The organism is Atopomonas sediminilitoris, assembly GCF_022601735.1.
GTDB classification, from domain to species: domain Bacteria; phylum Pseudomonadota; class Gammaproteobacteria; order Pseudomonadales; family Pseudomonadaceae; genus Atopomonas; species Atopomonas sediminilitoris.
The window spans coordinates 363,435-387,174 of record NZ_JAKUMM010000002.1; the positions used below are offsets into that span (position 1 = coordinate 363,435).

Annotated in this window: 23 protein-coding genes; 10 read left to right on the forward strand and 13 right to left on the reverse strand. The window is 57.0% G+C overall.

Annotated features, from left to right (window positions below; genetic code table 11):
* Positions 1-145: 145 nt before the first annotated feature.
* Positions 146-2,668 carry an ATP-dependent helicase HrpB gene (gene hrpB, locus MKI83_RS04185; protein WP_241583577.1) on the forward strand — a complete coding sequence of 841 codons (2,523 nt, stop codon included), beginning with the start codon at positions 146-148 and terminating at the stop codon, positions 2,666-2,668.
* On the opposite strand, the gene MKI83_RS04190 is transcribed toward hrpB, so the two are convergent.
* Positions 2,589-3,497 carry a substrate-binding periplasmic protein gene (locus tag MKI83_RS04190; RefSeq protein ID WP_241583578.1) on the reverse strand — a complete coding sequence of 303 codons (909 nt, stop codon included), beginning with the start codon at positions 3,495-3,497 and terminating at the stop codon, positions 2,589-2,591. The genes hrpB and MKI83_RS04190 overlap by 80 nt on opposite strands.
* A gap of 9 nt (positions 3,498-3,506) precedes the next feature.
* The gene (locus tag MKI83_RS04195) at positions 3,507-4,598 is read right to left on the reverse strand and encodes an endonuclease/exonuclease/phosphatase family protein (RefSeq protein WP_241583579.1); all 1,092 of its coding nucleotides are present in this window, start codon (positions 4,596-4,598) and stop codon (positions 3,507-3,509) included.
* A gap of 260 nt (positions 4,599-4,858) precedes the next feature.
* On the opposite strand from MKI83_RS04195, the gene MKI83_RS04200 reads away from it, so the two are divergent.
* Both MKI83_RS04200 and MKI83_RS04205 read left to right on the forward strand, forming a co-directional pair.
* Positions 4,859-5,098 carry a CDGSH iron-sulfur domain-containing protein gene (locus tag MKI83_RS04200; protein WP_241583580.1) on the forward strand — a complete coding sequence of 80 codons (240 nt, stop codon included), beginning with the start codon at positions 4,859-4,861 and terminating at the stop codon, positions 5,096-5,098.
* Positions 5,099-5,166: 68 nt separating this feature from the next.
* Complete coding sequence (locus tag MKI83_RS04205) at positions 5,167-6,000, forward strand: SDR family oxidoreductase (protein WP_241583581.1); 834 nt, start codon at positions 5,167-5,169, stop codon at positions 5,998-6,000.
* Positions 6,001-6,009: 9 nt separating this feature from the next.
* Here MKI83_RS04205 and MKI83_RS04210 read toward each other — a convergent pair whose 3' ends face one another.
* Positions 6,010-6,984, reverse strand: a complete 975-nt coding sequence (locus MKI83_RS04210) for a threonine dehydratase (RefSeq protein ID WP_241583582.1) — start codon at positions 6,982-6,984, stop codon at positions 6,010-6,012.
* A 46-nt stretch (positions 6,985-7,030) separates the two neighbouring features.
* Positions 7,031-7,951 (reverse strand): histone deacetylase family protein, encoded by a 921-nt coding sequence (locus tag MKI83_RS04215; RefSeq protein ID WP_241583583.1) that lies wholly within the window; start codon positions 7,949-7,951, stop codon positions 7,031-7,033.
* A gap of 147 nt (positions 7,952-8,098) precedes the next feature.
* Between MKI83_RS04215 and tesB the strand changes: the two genes are divergently transcribed.
* Both tesB and MKI83_RS04225 read left to right on the forward strand, forming a co-directional pair.
* A complete protein-coding gene (tesB, locus tag MKI83_RS04220) occupies positions 8,099-8,968 on the forward strand; it encodes an acyl-CoA thioesterase II (protein WP_241583584.1) in 870 nt (289 codons plus the stop codon).
* A 20-nt stretch (positions 8,969-8,988) separates the two neighbouring features.
* Positions 8,989-9,513 carry an RNA methyltransferase gene (locus MKI83_RS04225; protein ID WP_241583585.1) on the forward strand — a complete coding sequence of 175 codons (525 nt, stop codon included), beginning with the start codon at positions 8,989-8,991 and terminating at the stop codon, positions 9,511-9,513.
* Between the two features lie 73 nt (positions 9,514-9,586).
* Here MKI83_RS04225 and MKI83_RS04230 read toward each other — a convergent pair whose 3' ends face one another.
* Genes MKI83_RS04230 through MKI83_RS04240 form a run of 3 tightly spaced genes read right to left on the reverse strand, consistent with a single transcriptional unit; the run spans position 9,587 to position 11,938 of the window.
* Complete coding sequence (locus MKI83_RS04230) at positions 9,587-10,375, reverse strand: substrate-binding periplasmic protein (RefSeq protein WP_241583586.1); 789 nt, start codon at positions 10,373-10,375, stop codon at positions 9,587-9,589.
* 56 nt (positions 10,376-10,431) lie between these two features.
* Positions 10,432-11,730 (reverse strand): NAD(P)/FAD-dependent oxidoreductase, encoded by a 1,299-nt coding sequence (locus MKI83_RS04235; RefSeq protein WP_241583588.1) that lies wholly within the window; start codon positions 11,728-11,730, stop codon positions 10,432-10,434.
* Positions 11,731-11,764: 34 nt separating this feature from the next.
* Entirely contained in the window at positions 11,765-11,938 is a 174-nt protein-coding gene (locus tag MKI83_RS04240; RefSeq protein ID WP_241583589.1) for a DUF3094 family protein, read from the reverse strand.
* A 126-nt stretch (positions 11,939-12,064) separates the two neighbouring features.
* On the opposite strand from MKI83_RS04240, the gene MKI83_RS04245 reads away from it, so the two are divergent.
* The gene (locus MKI83_RS04245; protein ID WP_241583590.1) at positions 12,065-12,508 is read left to right on the forward strand and encodes a GNAT family N-acetyltransferase; all 444 of its coding nucleotides are present in this window, start codon (positions 12,065-12,067) and stop codon (positions 12,506-12,508) included.
* On the forward strand, positions 12,505-13,176 hold the full coding sequence (locus MKI83_RS04250) for an energy-coupling factor ABC transporter permease (protein ID WP_241583591.1): 672 nt from the start codon (positions 12,505-12,507) through the stop codon (positions 13,174-13,176). Before MKI83_RS04245 ends, MKI83_RS04250 begins: the two co-directional genes overlap by 4 nt.
* 28 nt (positions 13,177-13,204) lie before the next feature.
* Here the strand turns inward: MKI83_RS04250 and yacG are convergent, their stop codons facing one another.
* From yacG to pilB, 5 genes are read right to left on the reverse strand one after another with little or no spacing between them, the layout of a single operon-like run.
* Positions 13,205-13,411: a DNA gyrase inhibitor YacG gene (gene yacG / locus MKI83_RS04255; protein WP_241583592.1), complete on the reverse strand. Its 207-nt coding sequence runs from the start codon at positions 13,409-13,411 to the stop codon at positions 13,205-13,207.
* The gene (coaE, locus tag MKI83_RS04260; RefSeq protein ID WP_241583593.1) at positions 13,408-14,019 is read right to left on the reverse strand and encodes a dephospho-CoA kinase; all 612 of its coding nucleotides are present in this window, start codon (positions 14,017-14,019) and stop codon (positions 13,408-13,410) included. The genes yacG and coaE overlap by 4 nt, the downstream gene beginning before the upstream one ends.
* Entirely contained in the window at positions 14,019-14,894 is an 876-nt protein-coding gene (locus tag MKI83_RS04265) for a prepilin peptidase (RefSeq protein ID WP_241583594.1), read from the reverse strand. Before MKI83_RS04265 ends, coaE begins: the two co-directional genes overlap by 1 nt.
* Entirely contained in the window at positions 14,895-16,115 is a 1,221-nt protein-coding gene (locus MKI83_RS04270) for a type II secretion system F family protein (protein ID WP_241583595.1), read from the reverse strand.
* A gap of 5 nt (positions 16,116-16,120) precedes the next feature.
* A complete protein-coding gene (gene pilB / locus MKI83_RS04275; RefSeq protein WP_241583596.1) occupies positions 16,121-17,824 on the reverse strand; it encodes a type IV-A pilus assembly ATPase PilB in 1,704 nt (567 codons plus the stop codon).
* A gap of 234 nt (positions 17,825-18,058) precedes the next feature.
* Between pilB and MKI83_RS04285 the strand changes: the two genes are divergently transcribed.
* Together MKI83_RS04285 and MKI83_RS04290 are read left to right on the forward strand one after the other, a co-directional pair.
* Complete coding sequence (locus tag MKI83_RS04285) at positions 18,059-18,532, forward strand: pilin (protein ID WP_272493004.1); 474 nt, start codon at positions 18,059-18,061, stop codon at positions 18,530-18,532.
* Between the two features lie 54 nt (positions 18,533-18,586).
* Positions 18,587-20,158: a PglL family O-oligosaccharyltransferase gene (locus MKI83_RS04290; protein ID WP_241583598.1), complete on the forward strand. Its 1,572-nt coding sequence runs from the start codon at positions 18,587-18,589 to the stop codon at positions 20,156-20,158.
* Positions 20,159-20,181: 23 nt separating this feature from the next.
* Here MKI83_RS04290 and nadC read toward each other — a convergent pair whose 3' ends face one another.
* Complete coding sequence (gene nadC / locus MKI83_RS04295) at positions 20,182-21,027, reverse strand: carboxylating nicotinate-nucleotide diphosphorylase (RefSeq protein WP_241583599.1); 846 nt, start codon at positions 21,025-21,027, stop codon at positions 20,182-20,184.
* A 267-nt stretch (positions 21,028-21,294) separates the two neighbouring features.
* On the opposite strand from nadC, the gene MKI83_RS04300 reads away from it, so the two are divergent.
* Positions 21,295-23,679: a DUF1631 domain-containing protein gene (locus tag MKI83_RS04300; protein WP_241583602.1), complete on the forward strand. Its 2,385-nt coding sequence runs from the start codon at positions 21,295-21,297 to the stop codon at positions 23,677-23,679.
* The last annotated feature ends 61 nt before the right edge of the window (positions 23,680-23,740 follow it).

The window sequence follows — 23,740 nt, forward strand, 5'->3', positions numbered from 1 at the left end:
CTGACTATACCCGCCGTGTTTGACAAAACAAGCGCGGGAGGGCGCGCGCTATAATGCCAGCCCCTAGCGCAACCTGCGCTGAATCGCAGCTGAATTTAAGCTGAATAGATCGCGAGGTTGTGTGGCGTTTAGTCCTGAGTGTGCCATGAGTCTGCCGATTGAAAGTGTCATCCCTGCCCTGCGTGCGGCCTTGGCTGCGCGTGACGAGGTGGTGTTAGAAGCCCCGCCCGGTGCGGGTAAAACCACACGGGTGCCCTTGGCCTTGTTGGCGGAACCGTGGCTGCAAGGGCAAAAGATCATCATGCTCGAGCCGCGCCGACTGGCCGCGCGTGCAGCGGCTGAGCGCTTGGCCGAGCAGTTAGGTGAGCGTTGTGGCGAGACGGTCGGCTATCGCATGCGCCTTGATAGTCAGGTCAGCGCGCAAACCCGTATCGAGGTCGTCACCGAAGGCATTTTGCTGCGCCAGTTGCAGGATGACCCGAGCCTTGAAGGCGTCGGGCTGCTGATCTTTGATGAATTTCACGAACGCAGCTTAGATGCAGACCTTGGCTTGGCCTTGGCCGATAGCGCCCGTAGCTTGCTGCGTGATGAGCCGCTGAAGCTGTTGTTGATGTCGGCCACGCTGGAGGGCGAGCGCCTCAGTGCGCTGCTGAATAACGCGCCGGTGGTGCGTAGCGAAGGCCGCAGCTATCCCGTGGAAGTGGTGTACAGCGCGCCGGCGCAAGTCGGTGAGTTTATCGAACCCCGCGTGACGGCCGCGGTGTTACAGGCCTTGGCCGAGCAAAGCGGCAGCGTGTTGGTGTTTTTGCCGGGGCAAGCGGAGATTCGTCGTGTGCATGGGCAGCTACAAGAGGCACTTGGCGGGCGGGCAGATATTTTGCTGTGCCCGTTGTTTGGTGATCTGGAGCTGACGCAGCAACGCCAAGCCATCGCGCCGGCACCAGCAGGGCGGCGCAAAGTGGTGCTGGCGACCAACATCGCCGAAACCAGTTTGACCATCGACGGCGTGCGCGTGGTGATCGATAGCGGCTTAGCGCGGGTGCCGTGCTTTGATCCGGCCAGTGGCATGACGCGCTTAGCCACGCAGCGCATCTCGCGCGCCTCAAGCATTCAGCGCGCTGGTCGTGCTGGACGCTTGCAGCCGGGGGTGTGTTTTCGTCTGTGGTCGGCCAGTCAACAGGAGCAACTGGAGGCCTACAGCAGCGCCGAAATCATGCAGGCTGATCTGGCGCCGCTGGCGCTGCATTTGGCGCGTTGGGGGGTGGATGCCCCGCGTGAGCTATTGTGGCTCGACCCGCCGCCTGCGGCCGCGTTAGCGCAAGCGCGCGAATTACTGCAGGCGCTCGGCGCGTTGAGCGCCCAAAACCAGCATTGGCAGCTCACCGCGCACGGTCAACGCATGGCGACATTGCCGGTGCATCCGCGGCTGGCGCACATGCTGCTGCGCGCTCAGGCGTGGGGCTTAGGCGCAGTAGCCTGCGAGTTGGCAGCGCTATTGGCCGAGCGCGATATTTTGCGCAGCCGCGAAGCGGATCTGCATTTGCGTCTGCAAGCCCTGCGCGGCGAGCGCAATGTGCCCAGTGCTGAGCGCGTCGCGTTGCAGCGGATTAAACAGCTACAGCGGCAATACCAGCAGTTGCTGCGGGATGTGCCGGTGGAGGCGGCGGTTGCCAACCGCGAGGACGAACAATGGTTGGCCGTGCTGTTGGCGCAAGCCTACCCCGACCGCATTGCCCAGCGTCGTGGCGAGGGGCTGAGTTATCGCCTCAGCAATGGGCGCGCGGCGGTGTTTGCCGAGGCTGACAACTTGGCCAAGTCGGCGTACTTGGTGGTGGCCAATTTAGGCAGCCGTCAGGGGCAGCGTGAGGAGCGCATCTATCTGGCGTTGGCGTTGCCCGCCAGCGCTTTTGCTGATGCCTTGGCTGATCTGAAAACCCAGCATGAAGTGCTGGAATGGGATGAGCGCGCCGGCGAGCTGCGTGCCGAACGGCAAACCCGTATCGGCAGTTTGCTACTGGCCAGCGAGCCGCTGCCGCACTTGGATGATGCCGCGCGCGGCCAAGCCTTATTGGCTTTGGTGCGCAAACGTGGCTTGGCACTACTGAGCTGGCCCGAAGAGCTGCAACAGTGGCGGGCGCGGGTTGGCTTGTTGCGTGAGCTGGAGTTGGCCCAGCAAGGGCAGTCGCAATGGCCGGATGTGAGTGATGCGGCGCTGCTGGCTAGTCTGGAACACTGGCTGCTGCCGTACTTGGCGCCGGTCAAGCGGTTGGCTCATTTCGCCCAGCTGGATACTAGCGCCATGCTGCATACACTGCTGCCGTGGCCTTTGCCCAAGCAGTTGGATGAGTTAGCGCCGCGCAGTATCAGTGTGCCGTCGGGTTCGACGGTGCGCTTGGACTACAGCGAGTCGCCGCCGGTGCTGGCGGTGCGTCTACAAGAGCTATTCGGCCTTGAGCAAACGCCGAGCATTGCCGGCGGGCGCTTACCGCTGAAACTGCACTTGTTATCGCCGGCGCGCCGTCCGGTACAGGTGACGCAAGACTTGGCCAGCTTTTGGCTGAACGGTTACCCCGAGGTGAAAAAAGACCTTAAGGGGCGCTATCCGAAGCACTACTGGCCGGATGATCCGCGGGTGGCAGAGGCAACGGCACGAGTTCGTCCTCGCTGACCCCCAAGGCCAGCATTTGCTCACGCAGCTGGCCTTTGACGATCAGCTCGCGATAGGCCTGATCCATGTCGTCGCGCAGTTGTTCGGCATTGACCGCGTACTTGGAGAAAATCAGCGATAGATCCAAGCGGTACAGCGTGGTGTGGGGCAGTGGCGGCAAATCGAGCGCTTTGCGCGCGGCATCCACGGGGGCTTTGTAGTCGAGCAGAAAATCGCCGCGTTCCTTAAACAGCATCAGCAAGGCCGATTCGTGGCTGCTGGTGCGGCGCGGTCGCACTTGTAAGTTGGGGTTGCCCAGTAGCTGCGTGGCGGTCTGCCAGTAGGTGTAGCCGTGAATCAGAATGATTTCGCGGTTTTCCAAATCGCCGGGCAATACAGGTTCTGGGGTATTGGGCCGCCGGTAGAGGTTGAGCTCGGTGTGCCCGACCATGACTCGGCTGGTGATGACGTGGCCGGCTAGCTCTGGCTTGTTTAGTGCGCCGGGCCACAGGTCAATGCTGCCGTCCAATATGCCGGCATACAGGCGCGCGCTGGGCAGTAAGCGGAAATGCACCCCGTAACCGGCCTTGCTGGCTAATTGGCGAACAAACTCAAGCGCCGGGCCTTGAGGGGTGTTGTGCGCATCCATGTAGCTAAAGGGCGGAAAGTCGTAGAACGCCACGGTGATGGTGCGTTTTGTGGGTTTTTCGCTAGCGCTGGCGGTAATCGCGCTTGCCCCGTTAGCCGGCTCGTTGGCTAAGGCGGCAGCACAAAACAGCACCCCTAGCAGGGCGAGGCTCCGGCTGAGCAGCGGCAAGTATCGGAACAAGTGTCGGAATAAATTCAGCATACAACTACGTTAGTTCGCAGGGCTGGCTGCCGGCAACTCAAAGTCGGCAATAACCGGCAAGTGGTCAGAGATTTGCTGTGTGTCGTGCTGGCGAACTTCAGCGGCGCGCTTGCTCAGTCGTGGGCTGTAAAACAAATAGTCCAGGGTGCGGTCAGGGCCGGCGACGGCAGGGTCGTTGGGGTAATGGGTAAACCAGCGTGCCGCCGCATCGCCACGAGCGGCGCTGATACTAGGGATCATCGGGTAGCGGTTCCACAGCAAGGCCAGTTCGCTTTCGGCTTGAAAGTACGCGCGCTGTGTCGGCGGCAGCCGCTCAAACTGGCCGGGCGGTAGCAGGTTGAAGTCGCCGCCAATCACCCAGCTTTGCCCGTTTTGCGTCAGGCTATCGAGCAGGCTGCGGGTCATGGCGACCTGTTGCTGCATGGTGTTATAGCCTTGGGCGAAGGCATCTAAATGGGTGTTGATGGCCACCAGTGGCTTGTCGCCCTCTACCGGCAGCTCGCTGAGCAGCAAAGCGCGCTTGAGGTTGAACTGTTGGGTAACCGGGTCAGTCGGGATTAACGGCAACTGCCGGCGCTCGGCGCTGCTGATGCGGTAGCGGCTTAAGGTGGCCAGCTTCATGCCGACGCTGCCCAAGATGCGTGGGTGCGGCACCCAGGCGGCCTTCCAGTAAAAGGCCTGACTGCTGCAGGCGTACTCGCTGCCCAGTCGCGCTTGAAGCAAGTTAAGTTGATCTTGATGGTCGGTGGCTTTGGCGCCGTCATGCACTTCTTGCAGCAGCACAATGTCGGGCTGCACATCGCGAATAATGGCGACCACTTCATCACGGGTACGGGCGATGGCTTGAGCGCTAGGTCGCTCGTCAGGGCCGCTCTCATCCAGCAGGTCGTACCAGAACACGTAGTCTTTGCCGGCCAGATACTGGATGTTCCAACTCATCACCTTAAGTGTTTGCCCGGCTTGTAGCGTCGGGGTGTTGCTGGGGCAGTTCAGCGTGGCGGCTTCGCGCGCCTTGGGGTGCCACGTGAGGGTGTAAACCAGCGCTGCCATAATCGCCGCTAAGCTAACTAGACTTACCAACATGAAGCGTAAAACGCGCATGGACAACCTCACTCATGCCCGGGGTGGGCGTCTGTTGGGCTAAAACACGACAGGCGGCGCGGTGCGGCGAGAAATCAGCCTAGACTCAGTGCAGTCTACTGCGCGACTTAATGTCGGTAGCGATAAAAACGAACAAGCATGGCAGCTTAGCGGATGCACTACCCCTATCCCAAGTTAGGTCTTGTCTGCGTGGGTGGGTTGGATGGTAACGCGCGCTGCCGTGCTGACGGTAATCATGGCGGATCACGATGAGGTGAACTATGACAGCCCCTGTTATCGCCCAAAAGGCGCCGTTTGCGGTCGCGGTTGAAGCTGGGCAAGATTATTTTTGGTGTCGCTGCGGGCGCAGTGGCCAACAGCCGTTTTGCGATGGCGCCCATCAAGGCACCGGCTTGACCCCGCTCAAGTACCACGCCGAGCAAGCGCAGACACTGTACTTCTGCGGTTGCAAGCACACCGGCAAGCCACCACTGTGTGACGGTAGCCACAGTCGCTTGTAAGCGCGTAGCCTTTAATGCTCACCCGAGCACAATCGGTGCTCGGTGATGGATCAACTAAGGAGCCCTGCATGCCCCGCAAGGTGTTTGCCAGTCATGTGTTTGAACGCAAAGTCGTGGTGGTGACCGGCGGCTGTGCAGGTATTGGTCGCGCGTTGGTGAAGCGCTTTGCCATTGCGGGCGCTAAGTTGGTTATCTTGGATTTAAACGCCGAAGCCTTGGCCAGCTTGGCGCAGCACTTACGCGATCACCACAACGTTGAGGCCAGTACTTACGTGTGTGATGTGTCGGATGCCGAACGCGTGAGTGAGGTGTTCCGCCAAGTGATCGAGCAGCATGGTGGCGTTGATGTGTTGGTCAATAACGCCGGTATCACCCATCGCTCTACCTTTGCGCAAACCTCGCTCAAGGTGCTGCAACGTATCATGCAGGTGAACTACTTTGGCGCAGTGTTTTGCACCCAAGCGGCGTTGCCGAGTTTGATTCAGCGACAAGGGCAGGTGATTGTCCTCAGCTCGCTGTCAGGCTTTGCGCCTTTGCTCTATCGCAGCGCCTACAACGCCAGTAAGCATGCGCTGCATGGCTTATTTGACACCCTGCGGGTTGAACTTAAAGACTCCGGCGTGAATGTGATGCTGGTCTGCCCGGGCTTTACCGCCACCGATATCCGTAAGAATGCGCTGGTCGGCGACGGCTCGGTCACCCATCAGCCGCCGTTGGCTATGGGCAAGGTGTTGTCGGCGCAAGATGTTGCCGAAGCAATCTATACCGGCGCATTGAAGCGTAAGCGCTTGTTGGTGTTGTCGAATGTGGATTGGCGCGCGCGCTTGCTGGCGCGTTTCTTCCCGCGGGTGTTTGAGCGTTTGCTGCTGCCACGCCTCTCGGGGCTTAAGCCACGGCAGTAGCGTGAGCGCTTAAACGGCGAGGGGCGCAGTGCCTTGCAGCACGTGGGCAAACTGCGCGCTGTCGATATTGCCGCCGGTGATGATGACGCCCACCTCTTGGCCGTGATGTTGCGCGCGTTCTTGCAATGCCGCGGCTAAACTGGCCGCGCCAGCGCCTTCAGCGGCGTTGTGGGTGCTGCGAAACAATAGCTGCATGGCCGTGGCGATTTCCGCATCGCTCACCGTCACAATCCGTTCAACGCCGGCCAATATGGCCGCCAAGGCATTGCTGTCGGGCGTACTGCAGGCTAAGCCGTCGGCCAGTAGCGTGGTGGCGGGGGCGCAGGTGGCGGTGCCGTGCATAAATGACAGCGCATACGCCGGCGCATGCTGCGAAACCACACCAATGATTTGCACAGGGTGCTTGAGTGCCGCCCGCGCCGCGAGCATGGCGCAAATGCCCGACCCCATGCCGATGGGCACGTACACCTTGGCTAATTGCGGGGCGGCTTGCAGCAGTTCAAGGCAATAACTGGCCACGCCTGCGACCAAGTGCGGATGAAACGACGGCACGCTGTGCAGTCCGTGCTGCTCGGCCAGCGTGGCGGCGTGTTCGCGCGCGGCTTGAAAGTCGTCGCCGTGCTCGATCAGCTCTGCGCCTAAGCTCTGCATGGCGGCATTCTTTTCGCGGCTGTTACCGTGGGGCACCACAATTTGCAGGGCTAAGGCGTGTTGGGCACAGGCAAAGGCCAGCGATTGTCCGTGATTGCCACGTGTGGCACTGATGATGCCGCGTATCTTGGGCTCGCGCTGGCGCAGCTGCTCAAGGTAATACAGGCCACCGCGCTGCTTAAACGCGCCGAGGCTGCCGTGGTTTTCATGCTTGACCCACACCGGCGTGCCGAGCGCTTGCGCCAGTAACGGCCAGCGATATTGCGCGGTGGGTTTTAAGTGGCGGTAGACCACTTCGGCAGCGCGTTGTAGTTCCTGGGCGTCGGGCAGCATGCAACCTCCTTGGCGAGTCTGGGTTCACCTTAGAGGGCGCGCTGTGCTAACCCAAGGCACAGTCGCGCCAAACCTCGGCAGCACAGTGGTGGACGATGCCGTGCCGGCGGGCCAGCGCATGCCGGTCGCGATCATAGCCGCCGCCGATCACCGCCATGATCGGAATCTGCGCCTGCACCGCCCGGGTAAACACCAAGCGGTCACGCGCGTGCAGACCGTGGTCGGTCAGTTTGAGGTAGCCCAGCGCGTCGTGCTGATGCACGTCGGCCCCGGCGTCGTACACGATGAAGTCCGGCTGGGTGAGTGGCAGCAGGTAGTCTAGGGCTTGTTCGAGGGTGTGCAGGTAGTCCGCATCGCCCATGCCCATCGGCAGACCGATATCCCAATCCGATAAGGCTTTACGCGCGGGGTAGTTCTTCTCGCAATGCAGGCTGACGGTGATCGCCTCCGGCACATCGGCCAAAATGCGCGCGGTGCCGTCGCCTTGATGCACATCGCAGTCAATGATCAACACCCGCTGGGCGCGGCCGGTGTGCAGCAGCTCTAAGGCGACAATCGCCAGGTCATTAAAGATGCAAAAGCCGGCGGGATAATCGAAGTGCGCGTGGTGGGTGCCGCCGGCCAAGTGGCAGGCCATGCCATGTTGCAGGGCTAATTCGGCGGTCAGTAGCGAGCCGCCGACAGCGCGCACGGTGCGTTGCGCCAAGGCCTGTGACCAAGGCAGACCTAAACGGCGCAGCTGCTCGGGGGCTAGGGTGCCGTTCATGTAGCGCTGGATATACTCAGGGCAATGCGCGCGCGCCAGTTGCGCTTGGCTGGGCAGCTGCGGCTGATACAGCTGACAGCGATCGAGCAAGCCCGTGTGCGCCAGATGCTCGTGCAACAGGCGAAACTTCTCCATCGGGAAGCGGTGTTCGCCCGGAAACGGCGGGCTGTATTCAGGGTGGTAAACCAGCGGTAACGGCATGTACACAAGCTCTAATGCGATGGCTGACACTGTACTGCAAAGCGCGCGGCTGTCGCCTAAAACCGCGCTGGGCTAACATGGCGCGGCTAAAAACGTACCGCCGCTTCAGCGCGGCGTGGATTGATCGATGGGAAGTGAGGAAAGCACATGTCGCAAGTATTGTCGGATTTGGTAAGCCTGCTGAGCTTAGAACCCATCGAGGAAAACCTGTTTCGCGGTGCCAGCCAAGATCTCGGCTTTCGCCAGTTGTTCGGCGGTCAAGTGCTGGGCCAGTCGCTGTCGTCCGCCAGCCAGACGGTGGCGGCAACGCGGCATGTGCATTCGCTGCATGGCTATTTCTTGCGTCCGGGCGATGCCAGTATTCCGGTGGTGTACACCGTCGATGCCGTCCGCGATGGCGGGAGTTTCTCCACTCGCCGCGTCACGGCCATCCAAAAAGGTAAGCCAATCTTCACGTGCATGGCGTCATTTCAGGATGAGGAAGAGGGCTTCCATCATCAACTGCCAATGCCTGAAGTCGATGGACCAGAAAACTATAAATCAGAGGTCGAGCTGGCGCGCATGGTGGCCGGCATGATTCCGGAGCGCATGCGCGAGCGCTTCACCAGTGAAAAGCCGATCGAAATCCGCCCCGTTACCTTGATCAACCCGTTCGCGCCCAAGCCGTGCGAGCCGGTCAAGTACGTGTGGTTTAAGGCTGACGGTGTGCTGCCGGATGATCCACACCTGCATAAGTACCTGCTGGCCTATGCCTCGGACTTCAACTTGCTGACTACTTCGATGCAGCCGCATGGCGTCAGTGTGTTCCAGAAGTTCATGCAGGTGGCGAGCTTGGATCATGCGATTTGGTTCCACCGTGATCTGCGCATGGATGACTGGCTGCTGTACGCCATGGACAGCCCTTGGGCCGGCAATGCACGGGGCTTTTCGCGGGCGTCGATCTTTAATCGCCAAGGCCAACTGGTCGCCAGCGTGGCACAAGAAGGCCTGACCCGCGTGCGCGAAGATTGGCGTTAATTCATCAACAAGGTTTACCCATGACACATTTACGCCGCGCCACCATTGGCTTGGTTAACCCGAAAACACCGGTCAATGTCGGTAGCGTCATGCGCGCTTCTGGCTGCTATCGGGTCGACAGCGTGTTTTACACCGGCCAGCGTTACGCACTGGCGGCCAAAGCCAGCGGGCAGTACAACATCGACACGCAAAAAGCGGCCAAGAGCATTCCGCTGCAAGGCGTTGAGTCTTTGCTCGATGCCGTGCCGCCAGGGGCCAAAATTGTTTGCGTGGATTTAGTCGTGGGCGCCACGCCCTTGCCGGTGTTTGAGCATCCGGACGATGCGTTTTATATCTTCGGCCCTGAAGATGGCGACATTCCACAAGCCTTGATCGATGTGGCCGATGCGGTGGTGTATGTGCCCACGGTGGGCTGCATGAACTTGGCCGCCTCGGTCAACGTCTTGCTGTATGACCGCCTGGCCAAGTCAACGGATGTGCAAGCCGATGATGAGTTGATCAAGCAAAGCCGCAATAACAACAACCGCACCCAAGTTAAGCGCTAAGCCGCCAGGGCTGTTACAGCGGCACAGAGCTAAGCGAGGCGCGACGGCAGCGTCTAAGGCAGGCAGGGCGGGATCAAGGCGTGGCGCTGTGCTCGTTGGGCGTGTCATCCAGACTGATTAAGCGTTGTTGCGCAAGGTCGTTGATGGCTTGGTTGATCGCCTGCTGCTGTGCTTCGGGCAGGTTTTTTGAGCACATCAAGTAACGAGCGTTGCCACTGGGGATATCGGCAAAACGCACGGCCAGCAGTTGGCTGCTAGGAATCTTGAGCTCTTCTAGTAAATAACTGGTTTCCAAACGATCGGCGACAATCACGTCAACACGCTTGGCCAACAAGCGTTGAATGCTGTTTTGTACCGACTTGGCAGTGTGGTCATTAGGGATTTTGCTTTTTTGCAGCAGTTGATCGAGCTCGACGCCGTAAGAAAAACCGTCCACCAAGCCGATACGGTAAGGCGCCTGAAGTAGCCCGCGAAAGCTAGCAAAGCCCATCAGTCGATTGGCTTCTGCTTGGCGTACCAGCAGCCACATCGGTGCGTCGTGATGGATCGGCTGAGAGAACCACGCCAGTGCTTCACGCTCAGGGGTTTTAAACCAACCGACGCTGCAAAAAGGCCTCTGCTTGCGCTCTAGGGCATGCAGAATGCGCGGTGGCGGCAGGCTGCGCGGTTTGGGGCTAAGCCCTGCGGTTTGCAAAATCAGTAAGCTGCGCGCGAGTAAGAAACCGCTCGGTTGCTGCGCGTGGGTGAAGTAATAAGGCGGCTTCTCGATGTAATACAGCGGCAGTGACGTGTCGGTGTCACTGGCCGCAGCGTTGAGAGTGAGACCGAGTAATAGCAGTCCAAGTAACGGCCATTTGTGCATGCTATTCGCCTTAAAACGTGAGCGCTAAGGGTAGCGCTCACGGGTGGTTTGTCACTTTAATGTAGCTTGAGTCTAGGCTCAGTGCTGCGTCCTAGTCGATCACTAAGCATTAATAATGCGGTGCGAAACCAGCCAAACAGGGCGGCTTGGTGCAAACGGTAGAGTGACACATAAAACCAGCGGGCTAGACGCCCTTCCAGCATCACGCTGCCGGTTAAATTGCCCATCAAATTGCCCACCGCGCTAAAGCTTGAGAGTGAAATCAGCGAGCCGTAATCGCGGTAGCGAAACTCAGGCAGTGGCTTGCTGGCAAGCTTAGCCTTGAATGACTTGGCCAGCAGCGAGGCCATCTGGTGTGCCGATTGCGCCCGTGGCGGTACAAAGCGCGTGGGGTCATCGTGCAAGGGGCACGCGGCGCAGTCCCCCAAGGCATAGATGTCATCATCCAGCGTGGTTTGCAGAGTGGGTTTCACCAGCAGCTGATTAATGCGGTTGGTTTCTAGACCGGCGATGTTGTTAAGAAAACGCGGCGCACGAATCCCCGCCGCCCACACCTTGATGGTGGCGGGAATGGTTTGTCCGTTTTGCAGGGTTAGACCGTCCTCGCTGACTTCGCTGACCGGTGAGCCGGTGAGGACGGTCACACCGAGCTTGCGCAAGGTCTGCGTCACCGGAATGGCGATGCGATCGGGCAGCGCTGGTAGTACGCGTGGGCCGGCTTCAACCAGGGTGATGCGCAGGTCTTCCGGCTCGATGCCCTTAAAGCCATAGGCTTTAAGCTCGTGTGCAGCGTGGTGCAGCTCTGCCGATAGCTCAACGCCGGTCGCGCCCGCGCCGATGATGGCGACTTGAATACTGTCTTTGCTGCCTTGGTTGGCGTGGCTGCGCATGTAGTGGCGTAACAGCTTGCGATGAAAGCGCTCGGCTTGGGCGCGGGTATCCAAAAACAGGCAGTGTTCAGCCGCACCGGGGGTGCCAAAGTCATTGGTGGTGCTGCCCACAGCGATCACTAGGCTGTCGTAGGCAATCTTGCGCGCCGGTACTAACTCTGTGCCGTTCTCGTCTTGCTGGGCTTCGAGCTCGACGGTTTTATGTTCGCGGTCCAGGGCTGACATGCGGCCAAGCTGGAACTCAAAGTGATTCCACTTAGCTTGCGCTAAGTAGTTCAGTTCATCATCCGAGGTGTTCAGCGAGCCTGCGGCGACTTCGTGCAGCAGGGGCTTCCAGATGTGGGTGAGGTTGGCGTCAATCAAGGTTATGCAAGCGAGGCCGCGCTTGCCTAGGCTTTTGCCAAGGCGCGTTGCCAGCTCGAGGCCGCCGGCGCCGCCGCCGACAATCACGATACGGTGGGTCATGGGAAGTTCTCATAGCAGTAAGAAAGCGGTGTGCTCAAAGCAGCCAAGCAGTGAGTAGGCGGCTGAGCCCGCCCAAGGCAATCACGCACACGATGACCAAGAGCAGCAGGCGCAGCGGTTTGAACGGCGCGCGTTCAACTTGGTGCTGCGGTGCGCTTAAGTAGTCTGCGACCCGAGCCTGATCTTCCGGGGAGAGCTTGCTGGTCATGGGTGTCTGCCATGGCGGTAGGATGGGCTCATTCTAGCCGCCGTGGGCGAGGCTCACAAACGCCGTTGTGGTGACGTCGTGCTTGTGGCTAAGCTGGTGCAGACTTTTTATCGAGGCGTGTAAACCATGTTGATGCGTGCCGTCGTGGCTGAAGATCACCCGCAACTACTCGCGCAGTGGCAGCAAGCCCCACAAATTTGTGTGCGTGAAGACGATGCTTTTGCCCCCTTTTGTCGTTATCTGAGCCGCAACCCCGAGTTGAGTGTGTTGCTTGAGGTGGACGGCCAGATCGTCGCCAGCGTGTTGGCGGGTCACGATGGTCGGCGTGGCTACTTGCAGCACTTGCTGGTGCAGGCCCAGTGGCGTGGGCGCGGTTTGGCTAAGCGCCTATTGAGCGAGGTGTTAACCCGTTTGGCCGCGCAAGGGATTAGCAAAACCCATGTGCTGGTCTTGCGTGATGCCGACGCGGCGATGGCGTTTTGGCAAGCACAGCCCGACTGGCAACTGCGCGAAGACGTGCAGTTGTGCTCCTGCGTTGCCCTACCCAATGGTGCGGTGCTTAATCCGTGATTGGCACGCCGCTGCTGACAGAGTCGCTGATATTCGGCGCTTGGGCGTTGGCTGTGCCGCTGTTGGTGTGGGCCATTGGGCGGGCACCGTGGATTGAGCTGATGAGTGATAGTCGGCGACAACACCTGTTATTTGGTTGCGTGTTTGCCTTGGTGTTGTTGTGGCTGGTGCGGCGTGATTTTGCGCCAGGGTTGGCGTTTCACTTTATCGGCTTAACGGTGGTCACTTTGCTGTTGGATTGGCCGCTGGCTTTATTGGCTGGCTTTGCGGGGCAGTGTGCCTTGTGTGCGCTGGGGCGGATGGAGTGGGCCGCGTTAGGCTTTAACGCGGTGTTGTGGCTGGCCTTGCCGGTGCTGATCGCGCAAGGGTGCGCGCTATGGGTTGAGCGCCGCCAGCCACGTAACTTATTTGTGTATATCTTCTTGTGCGGCTTCTTTCCCGCAGCATTAACGGCGTTAGCAGTGGCGCTGTTGGGGCTTTGGTTGTTGCAGTGGGGCGGACTAGCGCTGCCGTATTGGCTACAAGACTATGCCGGCTATCTATGGCTGGTGATGTTTCCTGAGGCGTTTATCAACGGCATGTTGGTGTCGGCGCTGGTGATCTTTAAACCCGAGTGGCTAGAAACCTTCAACCGCAGCCGTTATCTGCAAGCGCCGTGGCGAGACTGAGCGCATAGCAGGCTGATCGACGTCGGGTTTAATGCAACTTGTTCCAGTCTTCGCTGAAGAGTTCTTCTTCGGCGGGCTTGCCAGCGATAGCGTGTTCCTCGGCGGCCCACGCGCCAAGATCAATCAACTGACAACGCTTGCAGCAAAAAGGTCGAAACGGGCTGGCGCTAGACCATGCCACCGGTTTTTTGCAGGTGGGGCAGTCGACGAGGGTAGGGGCTTTAGGAGCGGTCATGCAGAAGGGCCATTCAGGGTGAGATAAAACTGATGCAGACGTGCGACTTCTTGTGCGAGCCAGCCTAAATCGCGGTCGTTGATCAGAACGTCGTGCGCTTGGCGCAGGCGTTCATCGCGCTGACTTTGCGCCTGCATGATGGCACGCACTTGGGCATCGTCAACCCCGTCACGGCTGCTCGTGCGGCTGATTTGCAGCGCTTCAGGCACGTCAACCACTAGCACGCGCTGGGTCATTTGATGCTGGTTGGTTTCAAACAGCAGCGGCGATACCAAAATGGCGTACGGCGAATTGGCTTGCGCAAGGTTGGTCACAATCTCTTCGCGGATCAGTGGGTGGAGCAGCTGTTCAAGCCATTGCCGCTCGGCAGGCTCTGCAAACACAAGGCGGCGTAGCGCGGCGCGGTTGAGTTCGCCGCTGTCCTGCAAAATCTGCCCACCAAAGCGTGCGGCAATCTGCTCAAGAGCGGGGCGCCCTGGTTCAACTACCCAGCGCGCGGCATGATCGGCATCCACGGTGTGCACGCCGTGCTTGGCAAACTCAGCGGCGGCGGCGCTTTTGCCGCTACCAATACCGCCGGTTAAGCCCAGTACCCAAGGTGTCGGCATCAGTGCGCGAAGCCCGCCACTTGCAGGTAGCTCGCAGTGATTTGCTCGCCCCAAATCAGCGCAATCCACCCGGCAATTGCCAAATAAGGCCCGAACGGCAGAGGTGTGCTGTTATCAGCGCCACGCGCTTTAAGAATGATGATGCCCAAAATCGCGCCGACCAGCGATGACAGCAGAATGGTTAGCGGTAATACCTGCCAACCACCCCATGCCCCGAGCATGGCCAGCAACTTGAAGTCGCCGTAACCCATGCCCTCTTTGCCGGTGACGAGCTTGAACAGCCAAAACACGCTCCACAAGCTCAAGTAGCCAATGGCTGCGCCCCAAACAGCATCGCTGAGCGGCACCAGTACGCCTTGAGTGTTGGCCAATAGGCCAAGCCACAGCAAAGGCAGTACCAATGCATCGGGCAGCAATTGATGGTCGACATCGATCATGCTCATGGCCACTAAGCCCCACGTCAGCAGCAACATGCCCGCGCAAGCCCAAGTAAAACCAAATTGCCAGGCCACCACGGCAGATAAAATAGCGGTTAATAACTCCACTGCAGGGTAACGCCAGCTTATGGGGGCCTTACAGTTCGAACACTTGCCGCGCAGAAACGCAAAACTTAACAGCGGAATATTTTCCCACGGTTTAATTTCATGGTCGCAATGCGGGCAATGTGAATTGGGTAGTACTAAATTAAAGGTATTGTGCGGTGTGTCATCGGCTATATCTAAAATTTCACGCGCCTGTTGCCGCCAATCACGCTGCAGCATCATCGGTAAACGATGGATGACTACATTTAAAAAGCTACCAATCAGCAGGCTTAAGATGAAAACACATAAAACAAAGGCCGGCGGGGCGCTGGCCAAATACGTTGCTACATTCATTTAAACAACCGCGCCCAACTGGAAGATTGGCAAGTACATCGCAATAATCAAGCCGCCGACCAATACGCCAAGGACTGACATAATGAGTGGCTCCATCAGGCTGGTTAGACCATCGACGGCGTTATCGACTTCGGCCTCATAGTAGGAGGCAACTTTGTCAAGCATGGCATCCAAAGAGCCCGCCTCCTCACCAATGGCAGTCATCTGAATCGCCATTGAGGGGAAGATACCGGTGGTGCGCATCGAAAAGTTTAGCTGCATGCCGCTGGAAACGTCTTGCTTGATCTTATTTACCGCATTGCGAAAGACCACATTGCCGGTAGCACCCGAAACCGAGTCTAGCGCCTCAACCAAGGGGACGCCGGCAGCAAAGGTGGTGGCGAGAGTGCGGGCATAACGAGCTACCACCGCTTGATAAAGGATGTTGCCGATGATGGGGGCTTTTAAAACGGTGCGATCCGTCCAATCACGGAAAGCTTGCGATTTCTTATGAGCGTTGGATATGACAAAACCAAGAACAAAGAAAACGGCTAGAGCAATAAACCAATAGGATTGTAACCATTCTGAAATTCCGATTACAAATAAAGTAAAGGCAGGGAGTTCGGCGCCGAAGTTAGAAAAAACCTCTTGGAATTGAGGTACAACTTTAATTAGTAGAATTGCGCTCACAATGATGGCGATGCACACTACCGCGATAGGGTAGTTCATGGCTTTCTTTATTTTAGACTTCAATGCTTCGGTTTTTTCTTTGTAGGTGGCGACACGATCAAGGAGCTTTTCCAAAGCGCCTGATTGCTCGCCAGAGTCAACCAGATTGCAGTACAGATCATCAAAGTACTCAGGTTTTCTACGTAAAGAAGTGGCAAGGCTGTTGCCGGCGGCAACCTCTTGTTTTACATCATCAACCAACTTGCGCATTTTCGGATTATCAAAGCCTTCACCGATGATGTCGAATGACTGAAGCAGTGGTACGCCGGAGGCAAGCATGGTCGCTAGCTGACGGGTAAATAAAGCAATATCAAGGGGTTTGATCTTTTTGCCCGCACCACCAAGCAGCGATTCGGTTTTTTTCTTCACTTTGCCAGGGTTAATGCCTTGCTTGCGCAGCTGCGCCTTAACCAAGGCGATGTTTTGCCCGCCCAGCTCACCTTTAACTTTGGCGCCTTTCTTGTCGGTGCCCTCCCAGACGAAGGTGCTGGTTTTGACTGCTTTGTCGGCCATTGTTATTAGTCCTTGGTTACCCGGTTGACCTCTTCGAGGCTGGTAGTGCCTTGCATCACTTTTACCAGCCCGGAGCGGCGCAAATCATTAAACCCCTCAGCGCGTGCTTTGTCGCTGATTTCGATGGAGTTGCCTTCCTCCATGATAATCCGCTGCAGCGGTTGAGTGATTTTAACTACTTCATAAATACCGACACGGCCTTTGTAGCCGCCGTTACAGCTTTCACAGCCAACAGGGCCGTAAACCTTAAAGGTGCCGAGGTCTGCATCGGTAAAGCCTTCTTTGCGTAACGTTTCATCGGGCACGTCGACCACTTTTTTGCACTGCGAGCACAGTTTGCGCGCTAGACGCTGGGCAATGATCAGGTTGACTGAGGTGGCCAAGTTGAACGCGGCGACACCCATGTTGCGTAAGCGGGTTAGGGTTTCAGCGGCGCTGTTGGTGTGCAGGGTTGACATCACCATGTGGCCAGTCTGCGCGGCTTTGATGGCGATTTCGGCGGTTTCGAGGTCGCGAATCTCACCCACCATGATCACGTCCGGGTCTTGGCGCAAAAACGCGCGTAGGGCTTTGGAGAAGTCCATGCCTTGCTTGGGGTTGACGTTGACTTGGTTGATGCCTTCGAGATTGATCTCGACCGGGTCTTCGGCGGTGGAGATATTGACCTCGGCGGTATTAAGGATATTGAGGCCGGTATACAGCGATACCGTTTTGCCAGAGCCCGTGGGGCCGGTGACCAAAATCATGCCCTGCGGCTGGCCGAGGGCCTCCATGTACAGTTGTTTCTGTGCGTCTTCATAGCCGAGAGCATCAATACCCATCTTGGCGCTGGAGGGGTCGAGAATACGCAAAACGATTTTTTCGCCCCATAAAGTGGGCATTGCGTTAACGCGGAAGTCGATGGACTTGTTGGCCGAGATTTTCATCTTGATACGGCCGTCTTGCGGTTTGCGGCGTTCAGAAATATCTAGCGCTGCCATCACCTTCAAGCGGGCTGAAATGCGGCTTGATAGCTGGATCGGTGGCTTGGCCACCTCATGCAGAACGCCGTCAGTGCGAAAGCGCACGCGGTAGCTCTTTTCATAAGGCTCAAAGTGCAAGTCCGACGAGCCGCCTTTAATGGCATCCAGCAGCATTTTATTCACAAAGCGCACCACGGGCGCATCGTCGGCGCTTTCACCGACGGGGCCGTCGTCTTTGTTGTCATCGACGGCTTCAACGTCGAGTGCGTCAAGATCAACGTCGCCCAAGTCCTCCATGCCGGAGCCGGTAGAGTCGAAGAACTTGTCGATGGCCTCTCCAAGCTTGTCGTCCTCCACCAAGATGCCTTCGGTGCTCAGGCCGGTGGAAAACTGAATGTCGGTGATGGCTTGGTGATTGGTAGGGTCAGAGATACCGACGTACAGTTTGTTGCCGCGCTTGTGCAGCGGGAGCACGCGGTGTTGGCGAATCAGCTTTTCGCTGACCACGTCCTTGGGCTGCGCCTCTTTATCAATGCAGGCTAAGTCAAAAAACGGCACGCCAAAATTTTCACAGGCTAGGTCGGCAATTTTACGGCCGTTAACCAGCTTGTTCTGCACCAAATAGGTGACCAGCGGGATTTTATTCTTTTGCGCTTGTGTCAGGGCTTGGCTGGCTTTGGTTTCGTCGAGTAACTCGGCAAGCACAATTTGTCGGGCCAAGCCTGTCAGGGCGGCGGTTTCGCTCATGTCGGCAATCCTTAAGGTGACATTGCTTTATAGCCTAGACGACAGTGACAGGGCAAAGCGAGCGGCTGCGGGTGACGCAAAACGTCACATTGTCGCTTTTTTGCTGCTTGGTGACTGGAGATCTGAACGTTAAGCGCTATGTTTTAGAGGTTGCGTACAGTTGGCACGCTTTGCGCTAGATACGATTCAGGTCTCTAGGTCTAGGACCTTAAATTTCACGCTGAGGAATAACTCATGAAAGCACAACTGCAAAAAGGTTTTACCCTGATTGAATTGATGATCGTGGTTGCGATCATCGGTATTTTGGCGGCCGTTGCACTGCCGGCGTACCAGGATTACACCGTGCGTGCAAAAATGTCTGAAGTGATTTTGGCCGCTTCGACTTGCCGCGTTTCAATCAGTGAAACAGCACAGTTCTCAGATACTATCCCGTCTGGTGCTAATGGTTGGGGTTGTGAGCAAACCGGCGCCTCGGGTGCAACTCGCTATGTAAGCACCATTACTACTTCTGCGGCTGGTGTGATTACTGTTACAACACGCGGCTTTGGTGATGCTGCTATTGACAATCAGACAATCACCCTTGCCCCTACTGATAGTAATGGCACGGTAGTTGCACTAACAGATGCCCTTCTGCCGACTGTAATTCAAGGCTGGAAGTGTTCTCCAGGCACTTTGAATCAAAAGTATTTGCCGGGCTCTTGCCGTTAATACTGTTGTTTGAAAAATGGCGCCCATGGGCGCCATTTTTTTTGGAGTTTTATTGTGTTGATAATTGTGCGTGTGCTGGCTGTTTGTTTCGCTTTGCTGGCGTGGTTGTTGCCAATTACCAGTTTGCCGTGGCTTTCCTTTTCTAAGGAGGTAAGCGTTTTTTTGTCGATATTTGCTGTGGCGGTGCTGCTTGGTTTACAGCAGATACGTTTACAGGCGACCCTGTTTGCTTTTTGGCCCTGGCTGATGCTGTTGTCAGTGCTGGTTTATTATGCTTTTGGTGTGATCCTGTACTTTGATGATGTGATTGTTTTTTGTTTGTATATTCTTCTTTTTTATTGTTGCTATGTTTTTGCTTTTTCGGTGCAAAAGCGAGAAGTGGATATTTTGCTGTTGGGCAGCAGTGTTCTTGTTGTTGCGGGGGTGCTGTCTTTCGGGGTGGTGTGTTGGCAGTGGCTCAATTTGGGTGATGTTTTGTGGGTGAATGCGGGGCCGTCGTCAGGTCGGCTCTTTGCTAATTTTGGTCAGCCGAATAACTTGGCGACATTCTTTTTGCTGTCCTTGCTTTCTACTGTGCTGCTTTATTGGCGCGGCCGGTTAACAGCGGTTTTGTTTGCGATATTAACTATTGCATTTTTTTGGGGTGTGGCTTTAACGCAGTCGAGAACCGCAGGCTTGTCTGTTTTGGTTGTCGCCTGTTGGTGGTTTTTAAAAGGCAGAAGTGTTGTTTTTCCCGGGAGGCACAAGCAAGTTATTGCGGCGGTGATTTGCTTTTTTATTATGTTTTTTGGTGGTGGGCAGCTTGTGGGTGGTGAAGAGGTCGTCGCACATTACTCTAGTCATGAGAGACTGCCGGCTTGGTGGCAGATGCTGGGCGGATTGAGCTTTTGGGGGTATGGCTGGGGGCAGGTGGGGCTCGCTCAGGCCGAGATCGTGTTAGCGCAAGGGTATGGCACCATCTTTTTAATGAATGCACACAATATTGTGCTGGATTTTTTATTGTGGGCTGGTGTTGTGGGTGCGGGTTTGGTTGTGGTTTTTTTTGCGTGGTTTGCTCGAGGGTTGTGGTCGCCCTTTAGTGCTCAGCAATGGTTTTATACGGCAATGTTGGCGGTTTTATTTGTTCATGCTTTTCTTGAGTTGCCGCTTGAGTATGCGTATTTCTTGGCGGTTTTTGCTGCGTTATTAGGTGGGTATGATGCGATAAGAGAGGTAACAGCAAGAGAGTGTTCCTGGTGGCTAGTTACCCCTGTGTTGCTGATTATGCTTCTGGTTGGCGCTCTATTAACAAAAGAATATGTTGATGTTGAGCAAGATGCTCGAGTGATGCGCTTCCAGCTGGCTGGATTTCAGGGGGCGGAAAACGATTTATTTGACTATGATACTTTGCTGCTGGATGGGTTGCGGGATTTCTTGTTTGTGGCGCGCTTACAGGTCAATGAACAGATGACGGAGCATGATGCCTTAAGAGTGAGTAAAGTCGCTCAGCGCTATCCCTATGCTTCGGTTCTTAAACGCAGTATTGAGGTGCTCAGCTATACCCATGAGTGCGAAAAAATGCGCTCCGAAGAGCGGAAGCTGTTTTTCCTGCATGGCTTAAAGTCGTCACAATCGTGTGTTGAGTGATGGCATTTATTGGGTAGACGGGACTAGTAAAGTCGCATCGACAAATCCACCGCCTTCACATCCTTGGTCAAACTGCCAATCGAAATAAAATCCACCCCGGTTTCAGCGATGGTGCGTAAGGTGCCTTCGCTGACGCCGCCGGAGGCTTCGAGTTTGGCGCGGCCGGCGGTTTGTTTGACGGCGGTGCTCATGTCGTCGTGCGATAGCTCATCAAGCATGATGATGTCGGCGCCGGCCTCAAGGGCTTGAGTCAGTTCTTCTAGGCTTTCTACTTCCACTTCGACCGGTTTGCCGGGGGCGATCTGCCTCGCGGTTTGCACCGCTTGGGCGATGCCGCCGCAGCTGGCGATGTGGTTTTCTTTGATCAAGAAGGCGTCGTACAGGCCAATGCGGTGGTTGTGACAGCCGCCGATGGTTACGGCGTATTTCTGTGCCAAGCGCAGGCCCGGCAGGGTTTTGCGAGTGTCGAGCAGCTTGACCGGTAAGTCGCTCACTATGTCGGCCAGCTCGCGGGCGCGGCGGGCAGTGGCGGATAAGGTTTGCAAAAAGTTCAGCGCGCAGCGTTCGCCGGTTAATAAGCTGCGAGCAGGGCCGCTGAGCTCGCACAGTAATTGGTTGGGCGTGACGCGTTCGCCTTCGGCGGCGTGCCAGGTGATGCAGACGCGCGCATCCACTTGGCGGAAAACCTCTTCGACCCAAGCTTGGCCGCACAAAACGGCGTGTTCGCGGGTGATAATGCGAGCTTGGCTAATAACCTCGGCGGGGATGAGCTGTGCGGTGATGTCGCCAGCGCCAATATCTTCGGCCAGTGCCAGTTGTACGCTGGTGCGGATATTCTCGTGCAGGTCGTTCAGCGTCAGGTTGGCCATCGGTGTGCTCGCGTCAGGTTGCTCAATGAGTCGCGCATTATATAAGTCGTGGCGCTGTGCGCCAGTGTGTGACCGTTCGTGCCATCGGCCGGCCTTTGGTCGGGGGTAGTGTGTCTAAATGTGAACGGGGTCAAATCTAGCAGGCGTAGCCCCTTGGTAGTTTTGCCGCCCCCTCTATAATCGAATAGCACCAAACTGTTGACGCTTGTATTTTGACAATGCGGCGTTCGCCGAAAGGCTTGGAGTAGTGTTGTGGGAGATGACGCCATGCAGACAGATGCCAAAGTAGTACCGCTGGGTAAGCCCGGCGCTGAGGGCGCTGCTGTGGGCCGCTTGCCGCTGCCCTTGATGCAAGTGCGTGACCTGGCCGTGCAAGGCTTGCGGGTGCGGATTGCTAGTTTGTTTGATAAAGCCGACGACTCGTTGTTCGAGTTGGCGGATAAGGCCGGCAGCAACGCCGAGCAAAATGCCTTCTTTGAAGCCATGCGCGATTTGCGTTTAAAGCGCAAAGGCATCGAGCGCAGCTTTCTGCAAAGCCTGTTTGACGGCTTTGCGCGCCTGAATAAGGTGGAAATTGGGCGGCCCGCCAAGGTTGAGGCGGTAGCCATGGACTCGCTGTCTTTGGTGCAGAACGACGAGCTGGAAGAGTCCGTAGCAGTCGATACCATGGTGTCTAAGGTCATGGGGCGCGACGGCTCTGGTGTATCGCACCTGACGACACGTCTGAATACCCTGGTCAGCAAAAAGCTTGACGATAAAAACAATCCGCTCGGCCCGCAGCGCCTGTGCGAATCGTTTTTAGAGGCGTGTCAGAGCTTGGGTGTCGAGATCAAGGTCAAGCTGATCATCCTCAAACTGTTTGAAAAGCATGTGCTGGGCGATATCGCGGAGCTGTACGCTGAGGCCAATCAGGCGTTGATTAAGGCGGGCGTGTTGCCCGAACTTAAGTCGCAGCTGCCGCGCCCGCAGCGCCCCGCAGCACCACAGCGACCGGTTTTGCGTGAAGATGAAATCAGCGATGACGCCGCCGATGATACGGATTGGCTAGACAACGGCGCCGTGGCGGCCGAGCAGGGGCATGCGTTTGCTGCACTGCAAAGCTTAATGTCGCAGGTGCGTGGCTTGGCGTTCCCACAGCGCAGCGCGGCGCGGCAAGATGCGGTGCCGGTTTCCAGCCGCGATCTGACACGCCTGCTGTCGTTTATGCAGCAACGCCATCAGCAGTTTTCCGGTGATGGTAACGAGCTGCGTGAGCAGTTAGACGGCTTGCTGGTTAAAGCCAGCGCCAAAAGCGGTAAGGCCCGCAGTGTGGGGCAGGTCGATGACGACGCCATCAATCTGGTGTCGATGCTGTTCGACTTTATTTTGGATGATCGCAACTTAAGTGACTCGCTCAAGGCGCTGATCGGGCGCTTGCAGATCCCGATGATTAAGGTCGCGGTGATTGATAAGAGCTTCTTTAGTCGCGGTGGTCATCCGGCGCGCCGTTTGCTGAACGAGATTGCTTCGGCGGCATTGGGCTGGAGCGGTAAAGAAGATTCAGAACGCGATGCGCTGTACCAAAAGATCGAAGTGATCGTGCAGCGTTTGCTAAAAGATTTTGATGATGATCCGGCGATCTATAACGAGTTGCTGGCGGATTTCCTCAATTTTGTCGGTGACGAAAAGCGTCGCAGTGAGCTGTTAGAGCAGCGCACCCGCGATGCCGAGGAAGGCCGTGCGCGCTCGCAAGTGGCGCGTGAGAAGGTCGAAGAGTTGCTCAACATGCGTTTGGTCGGGCGCAGCATGCCCGAGCTGGTGTTGGAGTTCTTGAAAGAGGCTTGGAGCAAAGTACTGCTGCTGGCTTATCTGAAGCACGGTATTGAGTCTGAGCAGCTTAAGCAGTCGCTGGATACCATGGAACAGCTGATCTGGAGCGTGCAGCCAGACTTGGGCGCCGATGAGCGTCGTCGTTTGGTGAGCGTGGTGCCAAACCTGCTGAAGGCTTTGCGTGAGGGGCTAGAAGAGGCGTCTTACGATCCGTTTGCCACCAGTGAGTTCTTCACCAAGCTCGAAGTGCTGCACATGCAGTTGTTTACCCAGCACAAGCGTGCACTGGAAAAGCGTGCTGAAGTTGAGCCGCTAGTGAGTGTGGATCAGCAGCAAGCTGCGAGCGAAGGTGATCAGCTGTTGGATGTGCCGTTGCTGCAAGACGAGCTGTGCAGCGAGTTTTTGGCTGCCGAGGCGGTAGAAACCTTGTCGCCCGCTGCGTCGGCAGTGGCGGTAGAGGTTGAATCACCAGTGATGGTTGAAGTGGTTGAGGAGATTGTCCTCGCCTCACCACAAGAGCGTGAGCCGCTGGCCGCTGAAGAGTTGCTGCCGGATGACGATGCCTCGTTGGCGCAAGTCGATGCACTGCATGTGGGGGCATGGGTTGAGCTGAACGAAGACGAAGAGCACAAGCTGCGCTGCAAGCTGGCGGCGGTGATCAAGCCCACCGGTAAATACGTGTTTGTGAACCGTACCGGCATGAAAGTGTTGGAGAAAACCCGCATTGGTTTGGCGGTGGAGTTTCGTCGCGGCAGCATTCGCGTGCTGAATGACAACCTGCTGTTTGATCGCGCACTTGAGTCGGTGATCGGCAACTTACGCCGCCTCAAAGATCAGGCTTAATGGGCTAAGCCTCGTTAACGGCTTGCTTGACGAGGCGCAGGCCAAATAGCATGGGCTATTA

Bases quoted from the DNA above. Each gene is read 5' to 3' on its own strand.
- MKI83_RS04230 (WP_241583586.1), bottom strand. From the start codon at position 10,375: ATGCACAAATGGCCGTTACTTGGACTGCTATTACTCGGTCTCACTCTC.
- MKI83_RS04195 (WP_241583579.1), bottom strand. From the start codon at position 4,598: ATGCGCGTTTTACGCTTCATGTTGGTAAGTCTAGTTAGCTTAGCGGCG.
- pilB (WP_241583596.1), bottom strand. From the start codon at position 17,824: ATGAGCGAAACCGCCGCCCTGACAGGCTTGGCCCGACAAATTGTGCTT.
- MKI83_RS04215 (WP_241583583.1), bottom strand. From the start codon at position 7,951: ATGCCGTTACCGCTGGTTTACCACCCTGAATACAGCCCGCCGTTTCCG.
- MKI83_RS04210 (WP_241583582.1), bottom strand. From the start codon at position 6,984: ATGCTGCCCGACGCCCAGGAACTACAACGCGCTGCCGAAGTGGTCTAC.
- MKI83_RS04285 (WP_272493004.1), top strand. From the start codon at position 18,059: ATGAAAGCACAACTGCAAAAAGGTTTTACCCTGATTGAATTGATGATC.
- MKI83_RS04200 (WP_241583580.1), top strand. From the start codon at position 4,859: ATGACAGCCCCTGTTATCGCCCAAAAGGCGCCGTTTGCGGTCGCGGTT.
- MKI83_RS04235 (WP_241583588.1), bottom strand. From the start codon at position 11,730: ATGACCCACCGTATCGTGATTGTCGGCGGCGGCGCCGGCGGCCTCGAG.
- coaE (WP_241583593.1), bottom strand. From the start codon at position 14,019: ATGCCGACACCTTGGGTACTGGGCTTAACCGGCGGTATTGGTAGCGGC.
- MKI83_RS04265 (WP_241583594.1), bottom strand. From the start codon at position 14,894: ATGAATGTAGCAACGTATTTGGCCAGCGCCCCGCCGGCCTTTGTTTTA.
- hrpB (WP_241583577.1), top strand. From the start codon at position 146: ATGAGTCTGCCGATTGAAAGTGTCATCCCTGCCCTGCGTGCGGCCTTG.
- tesB (WP_241583584.1), top strand. From the start codon at position 8,099: ATGTCGCAAGTATTGTCGGATTTGGTAAGCCTGCTGAGCTTAGAACCC.
- MKI83_RS04270 (WP_241583595.1), bottom strand. From the start codon at position 16,115: ATGGCCGACAAAGCAGTCAAAACCAGCACCTTCGTCTGGGAGGGCACC.
- yacG (WP_241583592.1), bottom strand. From the start codon at position 13,411: ATGACCGCTCCTAAAGCCCCTACCCTCGTCGACTGCCCCACCTGCAAA.
- MKI83_RS04205 (WP_241583581.1), top strand. From the start codon at position 5,167: ATGCCCCGCAAGGTGTTTGCCAGTCATGTGTTTGAACGCAAAGTCGTG.
- nadC (WP_241583599.1), bottom strand. From the start codon at position 21,027: ATGGCCAACCTGACGCTGAACGACCTGCACGAGAATATCCGCACCAGC.
- MKI83_RS04225 (WP_241583585.1), top strand. From the start codon at position 8,989: ATGACACATTTACGCCGCGCCACCATTGGCTTGGTTAACCCGAAAACA.
- MKI83_RS04190 (WP_241583578.1), bottom strand. From the start codon at position 3,497: ATGCTGAATTTATTCCGACACTTGTTCCGATACTTGCCGCTGCTCAGC.
- MKI83_RS04300 (WP_241583602.1), top strand. From the start codon at position 21,295: ATGCAGACAGATGCCAAAGTAGTACCGCTGGGTAAGCCCGGCGCTGAG.
- MKI83_RS04245 (WP_241583590.1), top strand. From the start codon at position 12,065: ATGTTGATGCGTGCCGTCGTGGCTGAAGATCACCCGCAACTACTCGCG.
- MKI83_RS04240 (WP_241583589.1), bottom strand. From the start codon at position 11,938: ATGACCAGCAAGCTCTCCCCGGAAGATCAGGCTCGGGTCGCAGACTAC.